The 22,911-nt window shown below is 72.8% G+C and carries 20 protein-coding genes and 2 pseudogenes; 11 read left to right on the top strand and 11 right to left on the bottom strand.

What is annotated here, in order from left to right:
* Window positions 1–141 precede the first annotated feature (141 nt).
* Window positions 142–2,346 (bottom strand): MMPL family transporter, encoded by a 2,205-nt coding sequence (locus ACFY0D_RS09680; RefSeq protein WP_390797793.1) that lies wholly within the window; start codon window positions 2,344–2,346, stop codon window positions 142–144.
* Between the two features lie 376 nt (window positions 2,347–2,722).
* Between ACFY0D_RS09680 and ACFY0D_RS09675 the strand changes: the two genes are divergently transcribed.
* The 3 genes from ACFY0D_RS09675 to ACFY0D_RS09665 all read left to right on the top strand — a co-directional run bounded on the left by ACFY0D_RS09675 (window position 2,723) and on the right by ACFY0D_RS09665 (window position 4,868).
* Window positions 2,723–3,844, top strand: a complete 1,122-nt coding sequence (locus ACFY0D_RS09675) for a sensor histidine kinase (RefSeq protein ID WP_390797792.1) — start codon at window positions 2,723–2,725, stop codon at window positions 3,842–3,844.
* Window positions 3,841–4,509 (top strand): response regulator, encoded by a 669-nt coding sequence (locus tag ACFY0D_RS09670; protein ID WP_390797791.1) that lies wholly within the window; start codon window positions 3,841–3,843, stop codon window positions 4,507–4,509. Before ACFY0D_RS09675 ends, ACFY0D_RS09670 begins: the two co-directional genes overlap by 4 nt.
* Before the next feature lie 143 nt (window positions 4,510–4,652).
* Window positions 4,653–4,868 carry a hypothetical protein gene (locus ACFY0D_RS09665; RefSeq protein ID WP_390797790.1) on the top strand — a complete coding sequence of 72 codons (216 nt, stop codon included), beginning with the start codon at window positions 4,653–4,655 and terminating at the stop codon, window positions 4,866–4,868.
* Here the strand turns inward: ACFY0D_RS09665 and ACFY0D_RS09660 are convergent.
* Entirely contained in the window at window positions 4,849–6,024 is a 1,176-nt protein-coding gene (locus ACFY0D_RS09660; RefSeq protein ID WP_390797789.1) for an FAD-dependent oxidoreductase, read from the bottom strand. The two genes, ACFY0D_RS09665 and ACFY0D_RS09660, sit on opposite strands and share 20 nt — an antisense overlap.
* A gap of 167 nt (window positions 6,025–6,191) precedes the next feature.
* On the opposite strand from ACFY0D_RS09660, the gene ACFY0D_RS09655 reads away from it, so the two are divergent.
* On the top strand, window positions 6,192–9,080 hold the full coding sequence (locus ACFY0D_RS09655; RefSeq protein WP_390797788.1) for a TIM-barrel domain-containing protein: 2,889 nt from the start codon (window positions 6,192–6,194) through the stop codon (window positions 9,078–9,080).
* Window positions 9,081–9,083: 3 nt separating this feature from the next.
* On the opposite strand, the gene ACFY0D_RS09650 is transcribed toward ACFY0D_RS09655, so the two are convergent.
* A complete protein-coding gene (locus ACFY0D_RS09650) occupies window positions 9,084–9,623 on the bottom strand; it encodes a DUF6817 domain-containing protein (RefSeq protein WP_390797787.1) in 540 nt (179 codons plus the stop codon).
* 192 nt (window positions 9,624–9,815) lie between these two features.
* On the opposite strand from ACFY0D_RS09650, the gene ACFY0D_RS09645 reads away from it, so the two are divergent.
* Window positions 9,816–10,724 (top strand): LysR substrate-binding domain-containing protein, encoded by a 909-nt coding sequence (locus ACFY0D_RS09645; RefSeq protein ID WP_390797786.1) that lies wholly within the window; start codon window positions 9,816–9,818, stop codon window positions 10,722–10,724.
* Here the strand turns inward: ACFY0D_RS09645 and ACFY0D_RS09640 are convergent.
* Together ACFY0D_RS09640 and ACFY0D_RS09635 are read right to left on the bottom strand one after the other, a co-directional pair.
* Window positions 10,692–11,990 (bottom strand): annotated as a pseudogene (locus ACFY0D_RS09640) (MFS transporter); the annotation flags it as partial. The gene ACFY0D_RS09645 and the pseudogene ACFY0D_RS09640 overlap by 33 nt on opposite strands.
* On the bottom strand, window positions 11,987–12,586 hold the full coding sequence (locus ACFY0D_RS09635) for a TetR/AcrR family transcriptional regulator (protein ID WP_390797785.1): 600 nt from the start codon (window positions 12,584–12,586) through the stop codon (window positions 11,987–11,989). The pseudogene ACFY0D_RS09640 and the gene ACFY0D_RS09635, both read right to left, overlap by 4 nt.
* Before the next feature lie 223 nt (window positions 12,587–12,809).
* On the opposite strand from ACFY0D_RS09635, the gene ACFY0D_RS09630 reads away from it, so the two are divergent.
* Window positions 12,810–13,955, top strand: coding sequence for a DUF475 domain-containing protein (locus ACFY0D_RS09630; RefSeq protein ID WP_390797784.1), 1,146 nt, complete (start codon window positions 12,810–12,812; stop codon window positions 13,953–13,955).
* Between the two features lie 190 nt (window positions 13,956–14,145).
* On the top strand, window positions 14,146–14,388 hold the full coding sequence (locus ACFY0D_RS09625; protein WP_390797783.1) for a DUF6158 family protein: 243 nt from the start codon (window positions 14,146–14,148) through the stop codon (window positions 14,386–14,388).
* Window positions 14,389–14,449: 61 nt separating this feature from the next.
* On the opposite strand, the gene ACFY0D_RS09620 is transcribed toward ACFY0D_RS09625, so the two are convergent.
* Genes ACFY0D_RS09620 through rpmG form a run of 3 tightly spaced genes read right to left on the bottom strand, consistent with a single transcriptional unit; the run spans window position 14,450 to window position 16,043 of the window.
* Window positions 14,450–15,592: a CobW family GTP-binding protein gene (locus ACFY0D_RS09620; RefSeq protein WP_390797782.1), complete on the bottom strand. Its 1,143-nt coding sequence runs from the start codon at window positions 15,590–15,592 to the stop codon at window positions 14,450–14,452.
* Window positions 15,589–15,837 (bottom strand): type B 50S ribosomal protein L31, encoded by a 249-nt coding sequence (locus ACFY0D_RS09615; protein ID WP_390797781.1) that lies wholly within the window; start codon window positions 15,835–15,837, stop codon window positions 15,589–15,591. The genes ACFY0D_RS09620 and ACFY0D_RS09615 overlap by 4 nt, the downstream gene beginning before the upstream one ends.
* A gap of 41 nt (window positions 15,838–15,878) precedes the next feature.
* On the bottom strand, window positions 15,879–16,043 hold the full coding sequence (gene rpmG, locus ACFY0D_RS09610) for a 50S ribosomal protein L33 (RefSeq protein ID WP_351162087.1): 165 nt from the start codon (window positions 16,041–16,043) through the stop codon (window positions 15,879–15,881).
* 109 nt (window positions 16,044–16,152) lie between these two features.
* Here rpmG and ACFY0D_RS09605 point away from each other — a divergent pair, with 109 nt between their 5' ends.
* Window positions 16,153–16,731, top strand: a complete 579-nt coding sequence (locus ACFY0D_RS09605; protein ID WP_390797780.1) for a TetR/AcrR family transcriptional regulator — start codon at window positions 16,153–16,155, stop codon at window positions 16,729–16,731.
* Window positions 16,732–16,779: 48 nt separating this feature from the next.
* On the top strand, window positions 16,780–18,303 hold the full coding sequence (locus tag ACFY0D_RS09600; protein ID WP_390797779.1) for an MFS transporter: 1,524 nt from the start codon (window positions 16,780–16,782) through the stop codon (window positions 18,301–18,303).
* Here ACFY0D_RS09600 and ACFY0D_RS09595 read toward each other — a convergent pair.
* Window positions 18,266–19,645 carry a tetratricopeptide repeat protein gene (locus ACFY0D_RS09595; protein ID WP_390797778.1) on the bottom strand — a complete coding sequence of 460 codons (1,380 nt, stop codon included), beginning with the start codon at window positions 19,643–19,645 and terminating at the stop codon, window positions 18,266–18,268. The genes ACFY0D_RS09600 and ACFY0D_RS09595 overlap by 38 nt on opposite strands.
* 138 nt (window positions 19,646–19,783) lie before the next feature.
* On the opposite strand from ACFY0D_RS09595, the gene ACFY0D_RS09590 reads away from it, so the two are divergent.
* Window positions 19,784–21,172, top strand: coding sequence for a M64 family metallopeptidase (locus ACFY0D_RS09590; protein WP_390797777.1), 1,389 nt, complete (start codon window positions 19,784–19,786; stop codon window positions 21,170–21,172).
* A 103-nt stretch (window positions 21,173–21,275) separates the two neighbouring features.
* Entirely contained in the window at window positions 21,276–22,334 is a 1,059-nt protein-coding gene (locus ACFY0D_RS09585) for a VWA domain-containing protein (RefSeq protein WP_390797776.1), read from the top strand.
* A gap of 38 nt (window positions 22,335–22,372) precedes the next feature.
* Here the strand turns inward: ACFY0D_RS09585 and ACFY0D_RS09580 are convergent, their stop codons facing one another.
* Complete coding sequence (locus tag ACFY0D_RS09580; protein ID WP_390797775.1) at window positions 22,373–22,714, bottom strand: hypothetical protein; 342 nt, start codon at window positions 22,712–22,714, stop codon at window positions 22,373–22,375.
* Window positions 22,715–22,780: 66 nt separating this feature from the next.
* Window positions 22,781–22,911: pseudogene (locus ACFY0D_RS09575) on the bottom strand (SAM-dependent methyltransferase); the annotation flags it as partial.

Raw genomic sequence — 22,911 nt, 5'->3', positions numbered from 1 at the left:
GGGCCCGGCGGTGCTCCCCCACCCCCCGGTTCGGCCCGGCGCCGGGTGGGGGGGCGGGGCGGGGCCGCCCCCCCCCCGGGGGCCCCCCCCCGGGGGGCCCCGCCCCCCCCGCGGCGGCGCCTTTCGTGTGTGCGGGGCGGCTCAGCCGACCAGCACCCGGTCCGGGGTCCGCCGCGGGTCCGGGTCGGTGTCCTGCGTGCCGCGGCGGGGGCGTACCGGCCACCACATGGACCGGCCCAGGAGGGTGGCCAGCGCGGGCACCAGCACGATCGACAGGACGAAGGCGGAGAGCATGATCCCGAGGGCCGCCGCGAAACCGATCTGCTGGGTGGACGGGGCGGGGGTGACGGCCAGGCTCCCGAAGGAGGCGGCCAGCACCAGGCCCGCCGTGGCGATGGCGGGCGCCGTGTGCCGCACGGCGCGGCCCACCGCGGCGCGGGCCGGACCGGGCCGGGCCATCTCCTCCCGGATCCGGTCGCTCATGAGGATGTTGTAGTCGGTGCCCAGCGCGACCACGAACAGGAACAGCACGAGCGGCAGGGTGAAGTCCACCCCGGGCCGGTCCAGCGCGTGCTGGAACACCAGGGTCGAGGCACCGAGGGTGGCGGCGAAGCCGAGCCCGACCGAGGCCAGCAGGATCACCGGTGCCAGCAGACTGCGCAGCAGGGCGAGCAGGATCAGCGCGATGAGCGCCGCCGCCACCGGGAAGACCACCCGCAGGTCCTTGTCCACCGCCGTCGCGATGTCGGCGAAGACCGCCGCGGTGCCGCCCACGTACGCCTGCGTACCCGCGGGAGCCTGAGCCAGGGCCGTGGCCCTGACCGGACCCGTCACCAGGTCGCGCGCCTCCTGCCGCTGCGGGTCGGAGGTGAGGAACAGATCGATCCGCGCCGCCCGCCGGTCCTCGCTGAGCACCGTGTCCGCGACCTGGCCCACCCCGCCGACCCCGGCGAGCGCCTTGGACAGTCCGCCGAGCCGTTCGGCGGTCAGGGCGGCGCCGTCGGAGGCGGTCACGAAGACGCTGGTCGGGTCCGACACCCCGGCCGGCAGGGCGCGGGACATCTCGGCCGCGGTGGCCACGGCGGCGGTGCGCTCGCCGCCCCCACCGCTCTGCCCGTAGTCCATGCGCATCCCCACGACCCCGGCGGCCAGCGTGCCGAGCAGCGCCACCGAGGCCAGGACCAGCGCGAACGGACGGCGCGCCACCCGGTCGCCCATCCGCGCGGCGGAGCCGGCACGGGGCTCGCGCTTCAGGGCGCGTGAAGGCCAGAACATCTTGCGGCCGGTGACCGCCAGCAGGGCCGGCATCAGGGTCAGGCTGCCCAGCAGCATCACCAGCACGGACAGCGCGATGGCCGGGCCGAGGACCCGGAACTGGCCGAAGGAGGCAACTCCGAGCGTGGCGAAGGCGGCGACGATGGTCAGGGCCGCGGAGGTGATGGCCGTCCCCACCCGCCCGGCGACGTGGGCGGCCGCTTCACGCCCGGACTGCTCCGGGTGTTCGCGCAGTTGCTCCCGGAAGCGGAAGAGGAGGAACAGGAAATAGTCGATGCCGATGCCCATCAGAACCACACTGATCAGGCTCGGTGTGGATTCGGAAAGCCCGATCCCGGTCAGCAGCGCGGCGCCGACCACCGTGCCCGCCGCGGCGCCCCCGATGACGCTGACCGCGAGCAGGGGCAGCAGGGCCGCCAGAGCGCTGCGGAAGACGAGGACGTGCAACAGGACGATGACCGCGAGCATGGCGATGCCGACGACCGTCGAGCGGGTCTTCTCCGCGTCCGTCGTATCCACCCGGTCCGCGATCCCGCCGGTGAAGCCGGTGCGCAGGCCCTCATCCGCCAGGGCGTCCCGGGCCGCCTCCCGGAAGGCCCGGAAGGTGTCCTGCACCCCGGGATCGGCGGGGTTGCCCGTCAGTTCGACGGACAGCAGCCGGAAGGAGCGGTCGGGCGCCGTCATGGCCGGGCTGACCCGGGGGACCTGAGAGTGGTCCTGCGCGAGCGGCATCGTCTCCTCGGTCCTCGGCATGACGACGCGCTTCCGGGACAACCGCTCGGCCTGCGCGTCGATGCGCCGCTCGTCGGCGGCGGTGAGCGGCGCCTCGTCCGACCGGGCCACCAGCAAGGTCAGGAGGTTGGCGTCCGGCTTCGCCCCGAACCGCTCCTCGGCGATCTTCAGAGCGGCCGCCGAGTCGTACTGCGCGGGAAGGAACCCGGCGTTGCCGGTCTGGACGGCGCGGAAGACGAACGCCTGGCCCAGGACGGCCGCCGCCAATCCCAGGACCGCCCACAGGGCGATCACCTTCCAGGGACTTCTCGTCGAGAATCCGGTCAGGGCGCGGATCACATTTCCTCCGGTCTGTGCGGTGCCGGCCGGGGTTCCCGGCCTGACTCCAGACCATCAGGGGCGAGCGGGCGAAACGTCGGGTCGCGGGAGGATCCGCACCCCGGGACCAGGGTCCGGCCGTCCGCGCCGACCAGGACTCCGGTCCTGGTACGGGCCCCGACCGTGGTCGGGTGGCACGGGCGGCGGCCGGTGCCAGAATGGATCACCGGGGGACAGGACGGGCGGCATGGGGGTGGGTATGGGCATGGGGATGGGCGCGGGTACGCGTGCGGACACGGCTACGCATACGGCTACGGCTACGGCTACGGCTACGACGACGGCTGCGGGAGCGGACAGGGGCGGCGAGCGCGGGCCGTGGACGCGCAACGACGCGCTCGTGGCGATCGCGGCCGGCGCCACCGACCTCGTCGGCTTCTCCCTGGCGACCCTGACCGAGGGCGGGTCCCTCGGCGTGACCACAGCCGCCTTGCTGGTCGTCTCGGCGATGACGCTGCTCGCCCGGCGCGACCACCCGCTGCCGGTCCTGGGCGCCGTACTGGCCCTGGGCGCCCTGCTGAACGTCGCCGCACCGCTGTCCCCGCACTTCACCCTCAGCCTCACGGTCGCCCTCTACTCGGTGGCCAGGGTGAGCCGTCCCGCTGTGGTCGCGGTGACGGTGGTCGCGATGGTCCCGCTCGTCTCCGCGGGCCAGAGCGGCTGGCCGCTGCCCTACGGCTGGTGGGGTCTGGCCGGCAACGCGGTGGCCGCCCTCATCACCGTCACCGCGGCCGTGGTGGTCAACCGCCGGCAACGGGAGGCCGAGGCCCAGCGGACGCGGCTCGCCGACCGGGCGGTGGCCGAGGAGCGCCGCCGGATCGCGCGCGAACTGCACGACATCGTCGCCCACCACATCACCACCATGCAGCTGATGGCCGGCGGGGCGCGGGCCAACCTGGCGTACGACCCCGAGGTGTCCCGCGAAGCGCTGGTCACCCTGGAGGACTCCGGGCGGATGGCGCTGCGCGAGATGCGCCAACTCCTCGACGTGCTACGGGCCGGGGAGGAACCGGAACAGACCCCGCCGGCGCCGCAGCCCGGGGCGGACGATCTCGGCCGGATCATCACCGAGTCCCGGCTGGCCGGAACGGAGACCGAGTTCACCGTCGACGGGCCGGTCCGCCCGCTCCCGCCGACCGTGGGCCTCACCGTCTTCCGGATCGTCCAGGAGGCCCTGACCAACACCCGCAAGCACGCGGGCAGGGCGCGGGCACATGTACGGCTCACGTACCACGGGGACGAGGTGGGCGTGGAGGTGTGCGACGACGGAGCGGGAGCCCAGGCGCCGCCCGCACGCCCCACGGCGCGTTCCGGGTACGGTCTGATCGGTATGCACGAGCGGGTCGCCCTGCAGGGCGGAACCCTGGAGGCCGCCGCCCTTGCCGGTGGCGGATTCCGGGTGGCGGCCCGGATCCCCCTCCCGGTCCAGGACACCGCCCGAAGAGAGGAACCGCACGGATGATCCGTGTACTCATCGCCGACGACCAGCCGCTGGTCCGGCGCGGCCTGGCCCTGATCCTGGGCCCCGACCCGGAGGTCGAGGTCGTGGGCGAGGCCGAGGACGGAGCCCAGGCCGTGGCCCTGGCCCACGAGGTACGGCCCGACGTGGTCGTCATGGACATCCGGATGCCGGTCATGGACGGGGTCAAGGCTACGGAGGAACTCGCGCGCACGCTCCCCGGGACCCGCGTCCTGGCCCTCAGCACCTTCGACATGGACGAGTACGTGGTCGCCGCCCTGCGCGCCGGCGCGTACGGCTTCCTGCCCAAGGACATCTCCCCGGAGGAGCTGATCGCCGCGGTCCGCATCGTCCACACCGGCGAGGCGGCCGTCGCGCCGCGGCTGCTCAGCCGGCTCCTCTCCGCCTACGTACGGACCCCCGCGCGGCCGCGGTCGTGGGCGGCCGAGACCCCCCTCGAACTCACCCCGCGCGAGCTGGAGATCTGGCGGCTCATGGCCACAGGCCGGGGCAACGCCGAGATCGCCGCGGAACTGGACATCAGCATCTCCACGGTCAAGAACCACATCACCGGCATCTTCGGCAAACTGGGCGTCCGCGACCGCGCGCAAGCGGTGATCGCGGCGTACGAATCGGGCCTGGTGGAGGCGGGTGGCGCGAGCGGTTGATCACCAAGTGCCCCCAAGAGGACCGGATTACTCCTGCTGACCGCACCTCTGACCAGCCAGAACACTGGACGATTCGCCCGTGCGCACCCGGGCCCGTCCATGGCACAGTGCGAGCAGCCCAACCGCACGACGAGGGAGCCTTCATGCGCGATCAGCACGCCACGCCGCTCACGGCCGCTCCCGAGTGCCTGCCGGACCCCCGTCCGCTGCCCTGCTGTCCGGTGTGCGCGGACGCACCGGAACGCATCTCCTGGCGCCAGCGCCCGGGGCGGCCGGTGATCCTGGTCTTCGACCCCTGCGGCCACCGCTGGTCCTCCCCGGCTCCACCGGTCCTGGCCGTCAGCCCAGAGAGGGCCTAGGCCGGGGCCCGGCGACCGACTCGGCGAGCAGGCGGCGGCCGGCCGCGGTGGTGAGGGTGCCCCGTACCGCCGTGTCCCGTACGGCGCGTGCGGGCGCCGAGCGCAGGGTCCAGGCGCGGGTGGCGAGGTCGGTGCGGGCGAGGACGCCCAGCGCGTCGGCCCGGCGGGCTCGGCGCCAGGCCGCGAGTCCCGCGTCTTCCGGGCCGCCGCGGGCGGTGGCGGCGGGCAGCGCCGCGGCGAGGGAGACGGCGTCCCGCAGCCCGAGGTTGAGCCCCTGGCCGCCGATCGGGCTGCACACATGGGCGGCGTCACCGATCAGCAGCACCCGCCGCCGCCCGTCGTGCGCGGCGAGGCGCCGGTGGGTGCGGAAGGTACTGCTCCAGCGGCATTCGCGGACCGCCGCCGTCCATCCCCGGGCCGCCGCCTCGGCGGCGATCCCCTCCGGGCCGCCCACGCCGCCGCCCGCCACCCGGCCGTGCGGCAGGTGCAGTACGACCCGGGCCCAGCCGTCGAGGTGCATCGGGAGCACGACGAGCAGGCCGCGCGGACCGCCGACCATGTGGACCCGGGCCGGGTCCAGTGAGGGATCCTCCACCCGCAGGTCGGCGAGCTGCCACGCGCCGGCGTACGTCCGGCCGCGGAACGCCGTGCCGGCCAGCGCGCGCAGGGTGCTGGACGCGCCGTCGGCCGCCACGACCCAGCGGGCGCGCACCGGACCGAGGGCGTCCGACCGTACGGTGACGCCGTCGGCGTCCTCGTCCACGGACCGGACGGCGGTCTCGCGGTGCACGCGCACCCCCGCGCGTTCGGCCTCCGCGGCGAGCAGCCCCTCGGTCGCGCACTGCGGCACGGTGAGGATGTACGGGTACGGGGAGCGCAGCCGGGCCAGGTCGAAGCCGCCGAGCCGGCGCCGCCCCGACCACATCTCCACCGCGTCCACGCGTCGGCCGAGCGGGAGCAGGGATCCGGCCAGTCCGCTCGGGGTCAGGGCCTCCAGGGTCCGCGCGTGCAGGTCCGTGGCACGGGACTCGGTGACCGGCCCCGGACGGCGTTCCAGCACCACCACACCGAGACCCGCCCGGGCGAGCAGCAATGCCGCGCTCAGCCCGACCGGTCCCGCCCCCACCACTGCCACATCGACATCGTCGCCCACCATGCCCCGCACTCTATCCAGGCCGTACCGCCGCCTGAGGGATGCTCAAAGATGCGTGAGGGAAGTCGACTTCGAGCATCATCTTTCACCGGGGCCCGCCGGAGCGCTATCTTGGCGAGAGCATGCCAAGGAGCTGTGTCCGTGTCCCGGACCGCACGAGGAGCTGCCCCATGAGACTGCCCAGCATCCGCAGGAGCCAGGGTCGGCAAGGCCCGTCAGGCAGCCGAGTTCACACGGCGCGGCGGCGGCGCGGGCGGCGCACCCCGGCCGTCGCCCTGCTCGCCGCCGCCCTCGCCGTGGCAGGTCTGGCCGCTGCCGGACCGGTCGCCTTACCCGCCTCGGCCGCTCCCGCCGCCCCTGCCGCTCCCGCCGGAGCCACGGCGACGGCGGGCGACGTCACCGGTTTCACCCGGTCCGGGAACACCTTCACCGTCACGGCCTCCGGCGGAGCCAAGGCCCGCGTGGTCGTCGCCCGCGCCGACATCTTCCGCCTCTGGCTCTCGCCCGACGGGTCCTTCACCGACGACCCGGCCGGCACCGACCTCGCGCCCACCACCGACTTCGGCCCGGTGACCACGAGCTGGTCGGACGCCGGCGCGTACTACCGGATCACCACCGGATCCCTCTCCATCCGGGTCAACAAGAAGCCCCTGCAGTTCTCCGTCTACCGCGCCGACAACACCACCCCCGTCTGGCAGGAGACCCGGCCCACCAGCTGGACCGGCAACCGGACCACCCAGTACCTGGCCCGCGGCGCCGACGAGCAGTTCTACGGCACCGGCCTGCGCCTGGGCGAGTGGGCGCTGCGCGGCAAGACCGTACCCATCGCCGTCGACAACAAGTGGCGCGAGAACGACAACGCCAGCCCCGCCCCCTTCTACATGTCCACCAACGGCTACGGCGTCATGCGTAACACCTGGGCCCCGGGCTCCTACGGCTTCGACGCGCCCACCACTCTCACCCACGACGAGAAGCGCTTCGACGCCTGGTACTTCACCGGCGGCTCCCTCAAGTCCGTGCTCGACGCGTACACCGACGTCAGCGGGAAGCCGTTCATGGCACCGATGTGGGGCTTCGAGCTCGGCAACGCCGACTGTTTCAACGCCTCCAACCCCGACTACCAGGGCGATCACAACCGGCTCCGCCACCAGACCACCCCCGATGTCGTCGGCTACGCGGCCGACGCCCGGGCCGCCGACATGCCCTCGGGCTGGTTCCTGCCCAACGACGGCTACGGCTGCGGCTACACCGCGCCCCTCAAAGCGACGGTGGACGCCCTGAAGGCCAAGGGCTTCCAGACGGGCCTGTGGACCTCCACCGGCCTCGGCTCCATCGCCGACGAGGTGGGCAGGGCCGGCAGCCGGGGCGTGAAGACCGACGTGGCCTGGATCGGCAGCGGCTACAAGTACGCCTTCGACGGTGTGCGGCAGGCCGTGGACGGGATCGAGAAGAACTCCGACGCCCGCCGCTTCGTCTGGACCGTCGACGGCTGGGCGGGCACCCAGCGCAACGCCGTCGTCTGGACCGGCGACACGTACGGCACCTGGGACGACATGCGCTGGCACGTCCCCGCCATCACCGGAGCGGGCCTCTCCGGCCTCAACCACGCGGCCGGTGACATCGACGGCATCTTCGGCGGCAGCCCGCAGACGTACACCCGGGACCTGCAGTGGAAGGCCTTCACCCCGGCCTTCATGACCATGTCCGGCTGGGGCGCGACCGGCCCGTCCGCCGGCTACCACGACAAGCAGCCCTGGCGTTTCGCCGAGCCGTACCTGTCCATCAACCGCACGTACCTGCAGCTCAAGATGCGGTTGATGCCGTACCTGTACACGATGAGCCGCGTCGCCCACGAGAGCGGCGTACCCAGCACCCGCGCCATGGTCCTGGAGTACCCCGACGACCCGGTGGCCCGCGGCAACCTCACCAGCGGACAGTTCATGGCCGGTGACTCCCTCCTCGTCGCGCCCGTCGTCTCCGACACCTCGGTCCGCGACGGCATCTACCTCCCCGCCGGGACCTGGACCGACTACTGGACGGGCCGTACGTACGCGGGCCCGGGGTGGCTGAACGGGTACCACGCACCGCTCGACACCTTGCCGCTTTTCGCCAAGGGCGGCGCCGTCGTACCGATGTGGCCGCAGATGAACTACAGCGGCGAGAAGCCGGTCTCCACCCTCACCTACGACATCCACCCGCGCGGCACCTCCTCCTTCACCCTCTACGAGGACGACGGCCGCACCCGCGCGTACCAGTCCGGCGCCTACGCCCGCCAGCGGGTCGACGTCACCGCCCCGACGGCCGGCTCCGGCACGGTCTCCGTCTCCGTGGGCGCCCCCACCGGCGACTACACCGGCAAACCGGCCGCCCGCGGTTACGAGTTCACCCTGCACGTGGCCACCGCACCCGCCACCGTCACCCTGGACGGGACCCCCGTGCCGGGTCTTGCCTCCAAGGCCGCCTACGACTCCGCCGCGTTCGGCTGGTACTTCGACCCGGCGGACCGCTCCGGAATCCTCTGGATCAAGACGCCCGGCACGGCACGCGCGTTCAGCGTCTCGGCCACCGGCACCAGCGTCCCCGCGGCGGCCGCCCTGCCCTCGTCCGCCCCGATCGACCGGTCGGCCTGGTCCCTGGTCCACGCCGACAGCCAGGAGACCGCCGCCGAGAACGGCGCGGCCGTGCGCGCCTTCGACGGGAACCCGGCCACCCTGTGGCACTCGGCCTGGTCCTCGGCGAAGCCCGCCCCGCTCCCGCACGAGATCCAGATCGACCTCGGCGCCCGCTACGTGGTGGACGGCCTCGGCTACCTGCCCCGCCAGGACGGCGGCGTCAACGGCCGGATCGGCGGCTACGAGGTCTACGTCCGCGACACCACCGCCGACTGGGGGCCACCGGTGGCGAGCGGCACCTTCGCCGACACCGCGGCCGCCAAGACCGCAGCCCTCGCCCCGAAGAGCGGCCGCTACCTCCGACTGAAAGCACTGACCGAGGCGGGCGGCCGCGGCCCCTGGACCAGCGCCGCCGAGATCACCCTCACCGGCCGACCCGCCCCCTGACCCTCACCCCTCCAGGTCGCCGAGCACGGCCCGGCACTCCCGCCGGGCCGGCTCGCTCAGCAGTCCGCGCAACCGTGTGAACAGGGCGAGGAGTTCGCCGCCCCAGGCCTCGCGGAAGGCGGGATCGATCCGCGCGAGGTCGAGCTCGTTGGCCGCCGACAACTCGGCGAGGTCCCGCCGGAGTTCGAGGGCGGGGGAGTGCACGCGGCCGGTGAACCGGTCCCGGAAGTGCGGCTCCTCGCAGGCGAGCGTCGGATACGAAGCCGCGCGGTCGCAGGCGGCGTACCCGTACACGATCGCCTCGGCCTCGTCACCGATCACCGCGGCCAGTTCGGCCCGCCGGGCGAGCGGCAGCAGGGCGGTGGGAAAACCGTCCGTACCGTAGAACGCGTGGCACAGGCCCGCCCGCCGGAGCGCGGGCCGCGCTCCCCAGGACGCGAGCAGCCCCTGTACGCGCTCAAGGTGTGCGAGGAGGGTCCCGCCCGGATGGGCGATCTCCTGCGCACCGAGCTCCCGCAGCCATGCGACGGCGTGATCCGACACCGGCGTGTCCCTCCGGTCGACGTGGACGGGCCGGGTGGGTCGACACCCGGCCCCGCCCGTGCCCGGGTTCCGGACCCCGTGGCGCGGGCAGGGACGGGTTGCCGCCCGGGCCCTGCATCGATCTTGATCCCATCCAAAACCCAAGTCAATCCTCCGATTTACTCCCCACTTCCAAGCGATACCTTGGGTCTCATGACCCTCGATGATCTTCGTGTGTTCGTGGCGGTCTGCCGCGCGGGCAGCCTCAGTGCCGTGGCCCGCGACCTCGGCTGCACCCAGTCGGCCGTCAGCCAGCACGTCCGCCGCCTGGAGAAGCAGACCGGGACGAGCCTCCTGGAGCGTCACGCCCGTGGCGTCGTACCCACCGAGGCCGGCCGCATCCTCCAGGCGGCCGCCGCCGACGGCATCGCCGGACTCGACGGCGCCCTGCGCCGCGTGGACGACCTCGTCCGGGGCGGTGGCGGCACGGTCCGCGTCACCACCGGCGCGACGACCGTGCGGCACTTCATGTCCGAGGCCGTCGTCACCTTCCGCCGCCGCCACCCCGAGGTGAGCCTGGAGTTCCAGACCGAGAACTCCAGCCGCAGCTGCTTCGACGCCCTCGCCGCCGACGACCTCGACCTCGCCTGGATCACCATCGGCGGCCCGGTCCGCGGCATCGAGCTGCGCCCCGTCATGGAACTGCCCTGGGTGCTCGCCGTCGGCGCGGACGACCCCCTCGCCGCCCGCGCCCGCATCGACCCCGCCGACCTCGCAGGCATCCGCCACATCCGGCTGCCCGAGAACTCCGCCTCCCGAGCCCACCTCGACGCCGCCTTCGCCGAATCCGGCATCAGGGTCAGCTCCGACACCAGCGTGGCCGACTGGGACACCGCCCTGCTGCTCGCCGAACTAGGCCTCGGACACGCCGTCGTGCCCGCGCTGCCCGGCTGGCGGGTCCCCGGCTCCGACGGCCCGCTGCGCCTCGTGCCGATCCCCGCCCTGCCGCCGCTCGCGGTCGGCTGGGCCGTCCGCCGCTGGGCCGCCCTCGCCCCGCCCGCCCTGGTCTTCGCCGACGAGGTCGCCCGCAGCTGCCGGGCGCGCGCCGCCGGGCAGCCATGACGCCGCCACCAGCCCTACGGCCGTCAGCACCGCCAGCGCCACCAGCGGCGAGCCGTGCGGCCCGGCGCTCGCGGCGACCGCGATCCCGAGGGCCGGGCCGACGTTCATGGCCGTCTGCTTGAGCCCCCCGACAACCCCGGCGTACCCGGCCGGGGCCTCGCCGACCACAGCCCCGGTGGCCGTGACCATGACGGTGGTGAACCCGGCGCCGAGCACCCCGAAGGCCACCGCGGACGCGGAGCCCAGCCCGGCGATCCCGGCAACGACCAGCCCCGTACCGGCCAGCGCGGTCCGGCGCGCACCGAACCGGCGCAGCGCCAGGCCCGCCACCGGCGCCCCCGCCACCATCAGCGCGGTCAGCGGCAGCACCCGTACGCCGGTGGCGAGCGGGTCCAGCCCCTCGACGTCCTGGAGGTGGAACGTGGCCGTGAAGAGCGCCCCGAACATGCCCGCGGAGACGATCAGCAGCAGCCCCATCGAGGCCGTCACCGCCGTGGACCGGGCCACGGCGCGCGGTACGAACGGCTGCGCGGCCCGCCGCTCGCGGCGTACGAACAGGGCCGCGAGCCCGGCGGCGGCCCCGAAGCCGATGACGGTGGGCGCGGCGGTCCACCCGTACCCGGGCACGCCGACCAGCGCGTGCACGAACACCGCGAGGGCGGTGGCGAGGAGGGCGGCGCCGGTGAGCTCCAGGCGCCCGCGCTCCGTCCGCGGCGGCGCGGGGGCCCGTACGGCGAGCGTCAGCGCGGCGATCACCAGGGCCACCGGCACATTGATCACGAACACCGCACGCCAGTCCCACCGCGCCACCAGCACACCCCCGAGCAGCGGACCGGCCGCCGCGGCCAGTCCGATCGCGCTGGTCCGCACGGCGATCGGAGTGGCGAGCCGGTCGGGCGGGTAGGCGAGCCGCAGCAGCGCCAGCGTCGCGGGCTGCAGCAGCGCGCCGAACACGCCCTGCGCGGCGCGCAGCGCGATCACCCAGCCCACGCCGGGCGCGAACACGATGCCGGCCGAGGCCGCGGCGAAGCCGAGGACTCCGACGAGGAGCAGCCGGGGGTGCCCGTACCGGTCGCCGAGGCGCCCGGCCACGACCAGGAACGCGGCCACGGCCAGCAGATAGGCGGTACTGGTCCACTGGACCTGCGCCACGCTCGCCCCGAGGTCGCGCCGAAGACTCGGCTGCGCCACGGTCAGTACCGTGCCGTCCAGGGCGACGAGCATGGCTCCCGCCACGCTGACGAGCAGTGATGTCCGCTGCCTCATACGGGCTCCGGACCGAGGTGCGCGTCGACGGCGGCGCCGACGAGCCGTTCGACACCGTCGGCGGGCGCGCCGCCGAGGACCAGAGGCAGGCTGCCCCAGCGCCACAACTGCGCCACGCCGTGCAGGTTGGCCCACAACACGGCGGCGGTGACGGAGGGTTCGGCCGCTCCGCACCGGCGGACGAGCGTCACGAGGAGATCGAACATCGGGAGGGTCGACTCCCGCAGCCGCGGCCCCACGGAGGGACCCTGGCCCGTACTGTCCAGCAGATCGTGCCGGAACATCAGCGCGAACATCCCCGCGTGCTCCAGCGCGTAGCCAACGTACGCGCACCCGATCGTCCGCACCCGCTGCCGCGGGGACAGCTCCGGCGCGCCGGCCGTCGCCGCGATGCGCACCCCGAGATCCTCGAACCCGCGCCGGGCGATCGCCGACAGCAGGGACTGGTGGGTGGGGAAGTACCGGCGCGGCGCCCCGTGCGAGACACCCGCCCGGCGGGCGATCTCCCGCAGCCCGACAGCACTGGCGCCCTCGCTCATGACGAGTTCCACACCTACGTCGATCAGCCGCTCCCGGAGCGGTCTCTCCTGGTCCATGATCACTGTCTACCAGGGTGAGTAGACAATGTCTACTCGCGCGTCCATGGAGCCGGCGCTGTCCTTCGGCGAGACCTACCGGCGCGGCGAAGAGCGGGAGTTGGGAACAGTTGGCCCGGGGGGATGTGCCGGGGCCGCGAGGTGTCGCTCTAGACTTCAGGTCAACGTTTCGCAAAGCCATGTACGGCGCGGGGGAGCTCCGTACACGACGATGGGGTAGCCAGTGCTTCTGAAAACGTTCGGCTGGTCGTTCGCGGTCACCGCGCTCGGCCTGCTCGCGGCGGTGTTATACGGGGGGTGGGCGGGCTTCGGGATCGTGGCGATCCTGTCCATCCTCGAAATCTCGGTGTCCTTCGACAACGCCGTGGTCAACGCCGGGATCCTGAAGAAGATGAATGCCTTCTGGCAGAAGATCTTCCTCACCGTCGGTGTCCTGATCGCGGTGTTCGGCATGCGGCTGGTGTTCCCCGTCGTGATCGTCGCCGTCAGTGCCAGGATCGGTCCGGTCGAAGCGGTGCAGCTCGCGCTGGACGAGCAGGACAAGTACCAGCAGCTGGTGACCGACGCCCACCCGTCGATCGCCGCCTTCGGCGGCATGTTCCTCCTGATGATCTTCCTTGACTTCGTCTTCGAGGACCGCGAGTTCAAGTGGCTCGCGTGGCTGGAGCGTCCGCTCGCCAAGCTCGGCAAGATCGACATGCTCTCCGTCTGCATCGCGCTCATCGTGCTGCTCGTCTCCGCGACGACCTTCGCCACCCACGCCCACCAGTACGGCGGCATCCACGTGGACAAGGCGCAGACCGTTCTCATCGCCGGCATCGCGGGCCTGATCACCTATCTGGTCGTCGGTGGTCTCTCCGGGTACTTCGAGAACAAGCTTGAGGAGGAGGAGCGCGAGCACGAGGCCGAGGAAGCGGCCAGGACGAGCGGCACGAAGGTCCCGGCGGTCGTGATGGCCGGCAAGGCCGCGTTCTTCCTGTTCCTCTACCTGGAGGTCCTCGACGCGTCCTTCTCCTTCGACGGCGTCATCGCCGCCTTCGCGATCACCAACGACATCGTCCTGATGTCGCTCGGCCTCGGCATCGGCGCGATGTACGTCCGCTCGCTGACGGTCTACCTGGTCCGCCAGGGCACCCTTGACGACTACGTCTACCTCGAACACGGCGCGCACTACGCGATCGGTGCCCTCGCCGTGATCCTGCTCGTCACCATCCAGTACGAGATCCACGAGGTCATCACGGGCCTCGTCGGCGTCGTCCTGATCGGCTGGTCCTTCTTCTCCTCGGTCCGGCGCAACCGCAGGCTGGCTGCGGCCGGGGCGAGGGGCGCGGGGTCCGACGAGAAGACCGAGGTCTCCTCCGGAGTCTGAGCCGGGCCGTCGGCGCGGATGGACCGTGCAGCCTGACCTCGGCCGGCCGGGGTCGCCGTCGGCCGAGACCTGTGCCTGGCCGGCGGCGCCGCGCCCCGGAGGCCCTGTTGCGTGGTGCGGGGGATGATGGAGTGGCCGGGGAGGCAGGCCACGTCTGATCCCGCGGCCCGGTGGAGGAGGTGCACGTGCCATGACGGAGCACGACGGCCGTCCGTCGGCGCAGAAACTGGAGGAGGGCCGGCTGCTCAAGGAGCTGGAGGCCATCCACCGCACGCGCCACGAGACCCTGTTGCACGGGTCCGACGACGCCCTGGTCACCCACACGAAGCGGATGAACGAGCTGGAGCACGAGTACGTACGCCGCCACCCGCAGCGGGCCCAGACCGCGGGCCGCACCCGCTCGGGAGCCCGCGCCCGCAGCACCGGCGACTAGAACCCGTCCGGGCCCGGCGGCCGAGCCCGGCGGCCGGGCCCCGATCCGGCCTGCCGGGCGGTCAGGAGACGGGGGCGAGGAAGGCGCCGAAGGCGGTCGGCAGGCGCTTCCACGCCTCCCGCCCGGCGGCGAACTCGGCCTCGGTCAGCAGGCACGAGTCGAGGAGCTCCGCCAGCCCGTCGCGGTCGAGGCCGGGCGAGGTGAAGACGAGGTGCTGGCAGCAGTCGCCGTGCTCGGGGTGCCAGCCCAGCGCGGCGGCCGCCCTGCGCACGGGAGGCACCATCTCCCACGCGGCGTCCGGCAGCGAGGCCAGCCACGGGCCGTTGCTCTCCACGCGGAGCGCGCCGCCCGCGGCGTCCCAGGCCAGCAGGGTGTCGGGGCGGTCGGCGAGCCAGAAGCGGCCCCGGCTGCGGGCGGCCGCGGCCGCGAGGTCCTCCAGAGCCTCGTAGAGCCGCTCCGGGTGGAAGGGGCGGTGGCGGTGCCAGACGAGGGTGGCGACCCCGGCCTCGTCCGCCTCCTGCGGCAGCAGCGCGCAGGCCGGATGCTGGGCGGCGGCCGCCGCGTCGGTGTCGAATCCGGCGAAGGCCGTGCGCGCCAGTTCGCCGGACCCCGTCTCCACCCGGCGGGCGGTCGGGTGCAGCTGGGCCAGCAGGGCGCGGTCCTCGTCGTCCGCGTCCGCGCTGTCGACGAGCGCGAGGACGGGTGCGTACTCCAGCTGCCGGGCCCAGGTGTCCCCGACGGTCCGCCGGTCGGTGGGGGCCGCGGCGAGCCCCGCCTCCGCGAGGTCGTCCCCGTTGGCGAGGTACGCCAGGACGAGGGCGGGGTCGACCGCGGTGATCACATTGGTGAGGTCCAGGGCCTCGCCGCCGTGTGCGGCCACGACCTCGGCCATGGCGCGCGGTTCGACGGAGTCCCACAGTTCGACGACGGCGAGCCGGGTCAGTCCGTCCGCGGCGAGGCGCCACAGCTCCGGGAGCAGGTCCTCGCGCAGCGCGCAGCACGCGCAGTCGTTCACGAGCGGGGCCTCGCCCCGGGACAGCTCGCCCGAGGCGTCCCGCACCAGGCGCCGTACGGTCCCGCCGGCCGCCGTGGCCAGGTCGTGGTGCAAGGCGACGCTGCCCGGTACGGCGGCCAGCAGCTCCCGCACCGCGCTGCGGCGGGCGTCCGCGTGGAGCCCGCCGACGATGACGACGGGCAGGGTCACGGCTTGCTCCCGTAGCGGCGCTGGAAGCGCTCGACACGGCCGGCGGTGTCCAGGACCCGGGCGGTGCCGGTGTAGAAGGGGTGGCTCTGGGAGGAGATCTCGACGTCGATGACGGGGTAGGTGCGGCCGTCCTCCCACTCGACCGTCCTGTCGCTGGTGGCGGTGGACCGGGTGAGGAAGGCGAAGTCGGCGGCCTTGTCGCGGAAGACGACGGGGCCGTAGGCGGGGTGGATTCCGGGCTTCACGGTGCGCTCCTTGAAAGAGGGGAAGGGAGGGGAGGGCGGGGTCAGCGTTCCTCGCGGAAGTCGACGTGCCGGCGGACGACCGGGTCGAACTTGCGCAGCACCATGCGGTCGGGGTCGTTGCGCCGGTTCTTGCGGGTGACGTAGGTGTGGCCGGTGCCGGCGGTGGAGCGGAGCTTGATGATCGGGCGTACTTCGTTGCGTGCCATGCAGGCAGTATACGGAAATGGTTCCCATTTTCAATAGAGGCAGTGGGAGCCTACTTTGCCTCGGATGAGACAATCTTGTATCGTTCGAGGCGAAGGAGGCTCAGTCGTGATGAACGAAGAAGAACTGCTGGACGGCGCCGCCCGCGTCCTCGCCGGCGATCACAGCGCATCGATGGTGCAGATCGCCGCCGGCATCGGCACCAGCCGCGCCACGCTGAGCCGCCGCTACGCGACCCGTGAGGCCCTGCTCAAGGCCGTCGCCGTCCGGGCGATCGAGGTCGTCGACGGGTGCCTGGCCCCGCTCGACCTGACGCAGAGCGCCGATGCGGCCGCCTTCGACACCGCCATCGAGGAACTGGTCATCGCCCTGATGCCCGCCGCGCACCTCTACGGCTTCACCTCGCGCGACGCCACCGTCCTCGCGGACCCGGAGTTCCGGGCCGGCGTGGACCGGCAGGACCAGCAGGCCGTGGCCTTCATCGCCCTCGGCCAGCGGCTGGGCAGGCTGCGCGCGGACCTTCCGCCGTACTGGATCTGGTACTCGCTCTGGGGCCTGCTCGACGCGGCCGCCGAGGGCGTGCGCGACGGCCACTTCGCCCCGCGCCAGATCGGCCACCTGGTGCTGACCTCCTTCCTCAGCGGGACGCGGCCGCTCGGGCAGCCCCCCGCCGGCGCTCCCGCGCCCTGAAGCTCCTCTCCACCCGTGCGCACCGTGCGCACCTCTGAACGGAACCTCATGCACACCCCCGCGCAGGCTCCCCACAGGTGGATCGTCCTGGCGATCCTCTCCGGCAGCCTCCTGCTCATCTCCATGGACACCACGATCCTCAACGTGGCCTTCCCCTCGCTCGTCGGCGACCTCCAGCCGGGCGCCGTACAGCAGCTGTGGATCATCGACGTCTATGCGCTCGCCCTGTCCGGACTACTGGTCACCGCCGGTGCGCTCGGTGACCGTTGGGGGCGCAAGCGGCTGCTCATGGCGGGCTTCGGCATCTTCTCGCTCGCCTCGCTCATCGCCGTGTTCTCCACCGAGGCCTGGCACGTCATAGCCGCCCGCGCCCTGCTCGGCATCGGCGGCGCGGCCATCATGCCCTCCACCGTGTCGATCCTGCGCACCGTCTTCACCGACGCCAAGGAGCGCGCCTTCGCGCTCGCCGTCTGGGCGGCCGTCTTCGGCGGCGGCATGGCCTTCGGGCCGGTCGTCGGCGGACTCCTGGTCCAGGACTACGGCTGGCACTCGGCCTTCCTCCTCAACCTCCCCGTCGCCGCCGTCATCGTCGCGGCCGGCCTGCGCTACCTGCCCGAATCGCGCTCCCCGCGCAGCGGCGGCAGGTGGGACTGGTGGGGCGTCGGACAGTCCGTCGTCGGCATGCTCGCCCTCGCGGGCGGGATCAAGCAGCTCGGCAAGAGCGGGATCGCCGACCCGCTGCCCTGGGCCCTGCTCCTGATCGCCGCCGCCCTGCTGACCGTCTTCGTGCGCCGCCAGCTGCGCCTGGACAACCCGCTGCTGCAGGTACGGCTGTTCGCCAAGCCCGCCTTCAGCGTCGCGGCCACCGCGATCTTCCTGCCCATGGTGGGCATGGGCGCGATCCTGTTCCTCGTCACCCAGTGGTTCCAGTACGGCGAGGGCTACACCCCGCTGGAGGCCGGGGTGCGCCTGCTGCCGGCCCCGCTCGCGCTGATCGCCGCCTCGATGGCGGCCCCCTCGCTGATGCACCGCTTCGCCATCCGCCACGTGCTCGGCGCCGGGCTGGTCGTCCTGGCCGGCGGCATGGCCCTGCCCTGGACCTTCCAGCAGTTCACCGACCTCGGCTACCCGGCCTTCGCCGCCGCCCTGACCGTGATGGGCCTGGGCGCCGGCCTCGCCACCACCGTGGCCTCGGTGACCCTGGTCTCCGCCGCGCCCGCCGCCGAGGTCTCCAGCGCCGCCGCCATCGAGGAGACCTGCTACGAACTCGGCTCGGCCATGGGCGTCGCCGTCCTCGGCTCCACCGCGGCGGCGCTCTACCGGGGCAACCTGCCCGCCCTGGAGCTGGACGCCCCGAGCACCGCCGCCGTGCAGGGCTCCGTCGGCGAGGCCGCGCACACCGCCGAACGCATCGGCGGCGCCGTCGGGCAGGCCCTGCTCGACACCGCCTCGCACGCCTACACCCTGGCGATCACACCGGCCTTCCTGCTGGCCGCCGTACTTGCGGTCGCCGCGGCGGCCACGACCTGGACCCTCATTCCGCGGGACCTGCAGCCCACCGAGAACCACTGACCCGGGCGGCCCGCAGCGCGGGCGCGGCGGGCGCCGGGCCCAGCGTGGTGGTGCCGGGCGCCGCCCGGTGACCCAGGCCCGTGCGGTACGCGTCCATGGCCGCCTCGACCCGGCCCGTACGCCTCAGCAGATCGCCCAGCAGCCGGCACAGGTCCGCGAGATCACCCGACGCTCCACTGCGCTCCAGCAGCGCCAGGGCCTGCACGTAGTGCTCCTCGGCCGACTCCGGCTCGCCGCGCTCCTCGGCCATCAGGCCGAGGAGCCGGTGCGCGCCGCCCGCGTGTACGGCGCCGTGGCTGTCCCCCAGCTCCAGCAGCGCCGAGAGCAGCCCGGCGGCCTCCTCGTACCGGCCGAGCTGGCGCAGTACGTCGGCCAGCTCCACCTCCACCTGCGCCGTGTAGAGCCCGGCGCGACGGGCCGACAGCATGTCCCGGGCGATACGCAACTCCCGCTCGGCCGACGCCAGTTCGCCGTTCTGAGCCTGTACGTAGCCGCGCATCCAGTGGCAGTGCGCCAGATCGGTCCGCAGCCGCAGCTGTCCGTAGATCTCCTGGGCCTTGGCCAGTGAGGCGTCGGCGTCCGCCACCCGCCCCCCGGCCAGGAAGGTCCGGGCCACCTGCCGGTGCATGCCCGCCACCAGTGCCGGATCACTGACCTGCGGAGCCAGCGCGAGTGCGAGCTCGGCGGCGCGGGCGGCGCGGGCATGGGCTCCCATGTCGAGGTACGGCCCGATGATCGCGGCGTTGAGCAGCACCAGCGCCTCGGGATCGGCCAGCCCGCTCGCGCCCAGCTCGTCGATGGTGGATTCGAGCAGGTAGCAGGCGTAGCGCAGCTCACCGGCGAGCAGGTGCGCGACGGCCCGGCCGCGGATCGGCCGGGCCCGGCGGGGGAGCGGCTCGTCCGCGAGGAGGCGTTCCGCCGCTTCGAAGTGGCCGATCGCCTGCGGCAGTTCGCCGGACTCCAGCGCGCAGTCACCGAGCCCGAGCCGGGCCTCCGCCTGCTCGGGGGCCAGCCCGAGCTCCTCGGCCTCGGCGAGCAGCCGCCGGTAGCGCGCGGCGGCCTCGTCGGCCGCGCCCGTGGCGAGCGTCTGCTGGGCGTCGGTGAGGGCGAGCCGCAGCTCGGTGGCCAGGTGGGCGGGGCGGCCGGTGGTGAGCTCCTCGTACGAGGTGCCCAGGCGGGCGGCGAGGAAGCGCAGCGCGGTCTCGGAGGGCCGGACCTTGCCCGACTCCAGTGTGGAGATATAGGCCGAGGTATAGGAGGGCTCCGCCAACTGCCTCTGGGTCAGACCGAGTTCACCGCGCATGCGCTGTACCCTGCGGCCGATCCGGGCCGGTTCGTCCATGAAATCCCCCTGGTCGCTCGAACTCCCCAGTATTCAGCGGGAGCAGGCATTGCGCACGTCCCGTGCGCCACCTAGTTTAAGCAACCGATTCACCGTGCTTAACTAATCACTTAACTTCCGTTCCCGGGGGAGTACTTCATGGATCCAGTCAGAGGTTCGGGCCGGCATCCGGGCAGGCGTCCGGCCGTGCGTCCGGCGTGGCGCGCGGCCGTCGCGACGATCTGCGCGACCGCCGCGCTGGTGGCCGCCGGACCCGCCGGCGCGGCCGGCGCGGCCGCAGCGCCGGCGGGGCCCCGGATCGAGGTCGAGATACCCGGTCCGGAGCACGGTGGTGACGCCGGATCGGGCCACGCCCGCGTACCGGCCGCCGGCAGCCCCGCCAAGGCCTCGGGCCGGCTGTCCCCGGCCGAGCGGTCGGCCGACGGCCAGGTCACCAAGATGATCGACAACGGCTCCACGGCCGACCGCCTCGACGTCGTGGTCATCGGTGACGGGTACACCGCCGCCGAACTGGCCCGGTTCCACGCCGACGCCGCGCAGAAATGGGCGGAGGTGACCGCCGTCGAGCCCTACACCACGTACCGGAACCTCTTCAACGTCTGGACGGTCGACGCCGTCTCGCACGACTCCGGCGTCTCCGGAGACCCCGACCCTGCCACCGTCCGCGACACCGCCCTCGGCTCGTACTTCTGGTGCGAGAACATCGAGCGGCTGCTCTGCGTCGACCAGCCCAAGGTGGACGCGTACGTGGCGAAGGCGCCCGCCGCCGACCTCGTCATCGTCCTTGCCAACAGCGCCAAGTACGGCGGAGCGGGCTACAACGAGCCCAGCGCCACCCTCGGCTACGAGGGGATATCGACGGCCTCCGCGGGCCACCCGAAGTCCGGCCAGGTCGCCATCCACGAGACCGGCCACTCCCTCGGCAAGCTCGCCGACGAGTACTTCTACCCGGGCGTCCCGGAGTACGAGAAGTACACCGGCCCCGAGCCCGGCGAATCCAACAGCTCGGCCCTGCCGGCCGACCGCATGGCCGCGCAGCGGACCAAGTGGTACCGCTGGCTCGGCGAGGAATCACCCGACGGCGGCACGGTCGGCGCGTACGAGGGCGGCAACTACTTCGTGACCGGGCTGTACCGGCCCACCGACAACTCCCTCATGCGGGTCCTGGGCAAGCCCTTCAACCTGCCCGGCGTCGAATCCATGATCGCCGGGTTCTACCAGCACGCGCGGATCGTCACCCCGCTCACCCCGACCGACCGCACCCTGCGGCTGCGCCACAAGGCGAAGGCCTCCGTACCCAGGCTGGCCGGCGCGGACGGCCGGCAGCTCGTGGTCCGCTGGTACCTCGACGGCCGCGAGCTGAAGCGCTTCGAGGGCCGCACCGAGGTGTCGGTGGCGGAACTGTGGCTCTTCGACCTCCGCACGCACCGCCTGACGGTCACGGCCGAGGACCGCACCCCGTCGGTCCGCGACCCGAAGGTGGTGCGCACCCTGCGCTCTTCGGTCGACTGGAACGTCCGGCTCTGACTCCTCCCTCTCCCGTGGGGTGATCATCCGTCAGGCTCCGTTGTCAGAGGCTCCTCCTAGGGTGGACACATCACTCGGGGAGCCTCTGAGAAGGAGCACAGACATGTCCGCCAACAAGATCCAGCACAAGGTGAACCACGTCGCGCTGGTCGTGGACTGCTCGGGTTCCATGCGTCAGCACCAGGGGCAACTGATCCGCGTCGTGGACGAGTTCGTGGCGGGATTGAAGGCGGAATCGGACAGTCTCGGTCATGAGACCCGGATCAGCCTCTACTCCTTCGACCACAGGGTGGAGAATCTGGTCTGGGACATGGACGTGAAGCATCTGCCGTCCATGCGGGGTCTGTACAAGGTGAACAACGGCGCGACCGCCCTCATCGAAGCCTCGCTGAAGTCACTGGACGACCTGGGCCACATCTGGGAGGAGTACGGCGAGCACAGCTTCCTCCAGATCGTGGTGACGGACGGCGAGGAGAACGCCTCCGGCGGCGACCGGCGGCACGACGGCGACATGACCATCCTCGGCCCCTGGCTCGACAGGATCGCGGCGAGGATGGGAGCACTTCCGGGCCACTGGACGTCCGCGATCCTCGTGCCGAACTCCCTGGCGAAGCGGACCGCCCAGAACTACGGTTTCCCGGCCGGAAACATCGCCATATGGGATGCGGATTCCCAGGAGGGCGTCGAGGAGGCGATCGGCACCGTCCGCGCCGCCGCCACCAGCTTCCTCCGCGGCCGCGAGAAGGGGGTGCGGGGTACGAAGAACCTGTTCGCGATCGGCCAGGACCTCTCGGTCGACGACGTACGGGCAAACCTCGAACCGGTCCCGGCCGGCAAGTACCGGCTCCTGAAGGTCGACGAGGAGGTCGGGATCCGGTCCTTCGTCGACTCGCATCCGGACGTGACGTACGAACGCGGGTCCTGCTACTACCAGCTGGGCACCCGGGTCCAGGTCCAGCCCGACAAGGAAGTCATCGTGGTCGAGAAGGGCACCGACCGCGCGTACACGGGCGACGCGGCCCGCAGCCTCCTGTTCGGTGCGGACATCCAGGGGACCGTCTCCGTGAAGGCGGGGCGCAATCCCGAGCTGGAGGTGTACGTGCAGAGCCGTTCGGTGAACCGGAAGCTCAAGGCCAGGACGCGTCTGCTCATCATGCTCTGAACGGGCCCGGCGGTGGAGCGGCCTCCGCGGCAGGACGCTCAGAGCGGCAGCTGTTCGACCACGCTCGTGCCGCTGCCCTCCTGGGACTCCCAGGTCCACGTCTCCTCCAGGCGCAGGCGCCCGTCGGGGAGCTCCGTCAGGAGCGAGGTGCAATGCCCGGACGCGGTCGTGCCGTCGAGGCGGAGCTGGACGTAGCGGAAGTCGATGGTGCGGCCGGCCCGGGTGCCGACGAGGTAGCCCATGGCCACGTCGCCGCCCCGGTATTCGGCCCAGACCCGGTCGTCCCGCTCGTGGTACTCGAACCGGGTCTGCCGGCCGACCTGGCCGGGAGACTGGTCGGCCACGGGGGCGAAGACGAGGCCGTCGAGCGAGCGTGCCACGGGTGACTCCTGGAGGAAGGCGATCCGGGGCACCAGCTTAGAAGCACGGGGTCCTCCCGGTCGGCCTCAGGCCGGCTTGCGCCACACGGAGATGTGCTTCGTGGAGTCCTGGGTGAACGGCGCCCCGTCCCAGTCCGCGACGCGACGTTCCCTCTCGAGCCCGGCGATCCGTGCCATCAGGTCGAGCTCGGCCGGCC

Origin of the sequence: Streptomyces sp. NPDC001502 (assembly GCF_042894785.1) — a bacterium.
Classification (GTDB): domain Bacteria; phylum Actinomycetota; class Actinomycetes; order Streptomycetales; family Streptomycetaceae; genus Streptomyces; species Streptomyces kutzneri.
The sequence above is the reverse complement of the archived record's forward strand: the minus strand, read 5'-3'. Positions and strand labels throughout refer to the sequence as shown.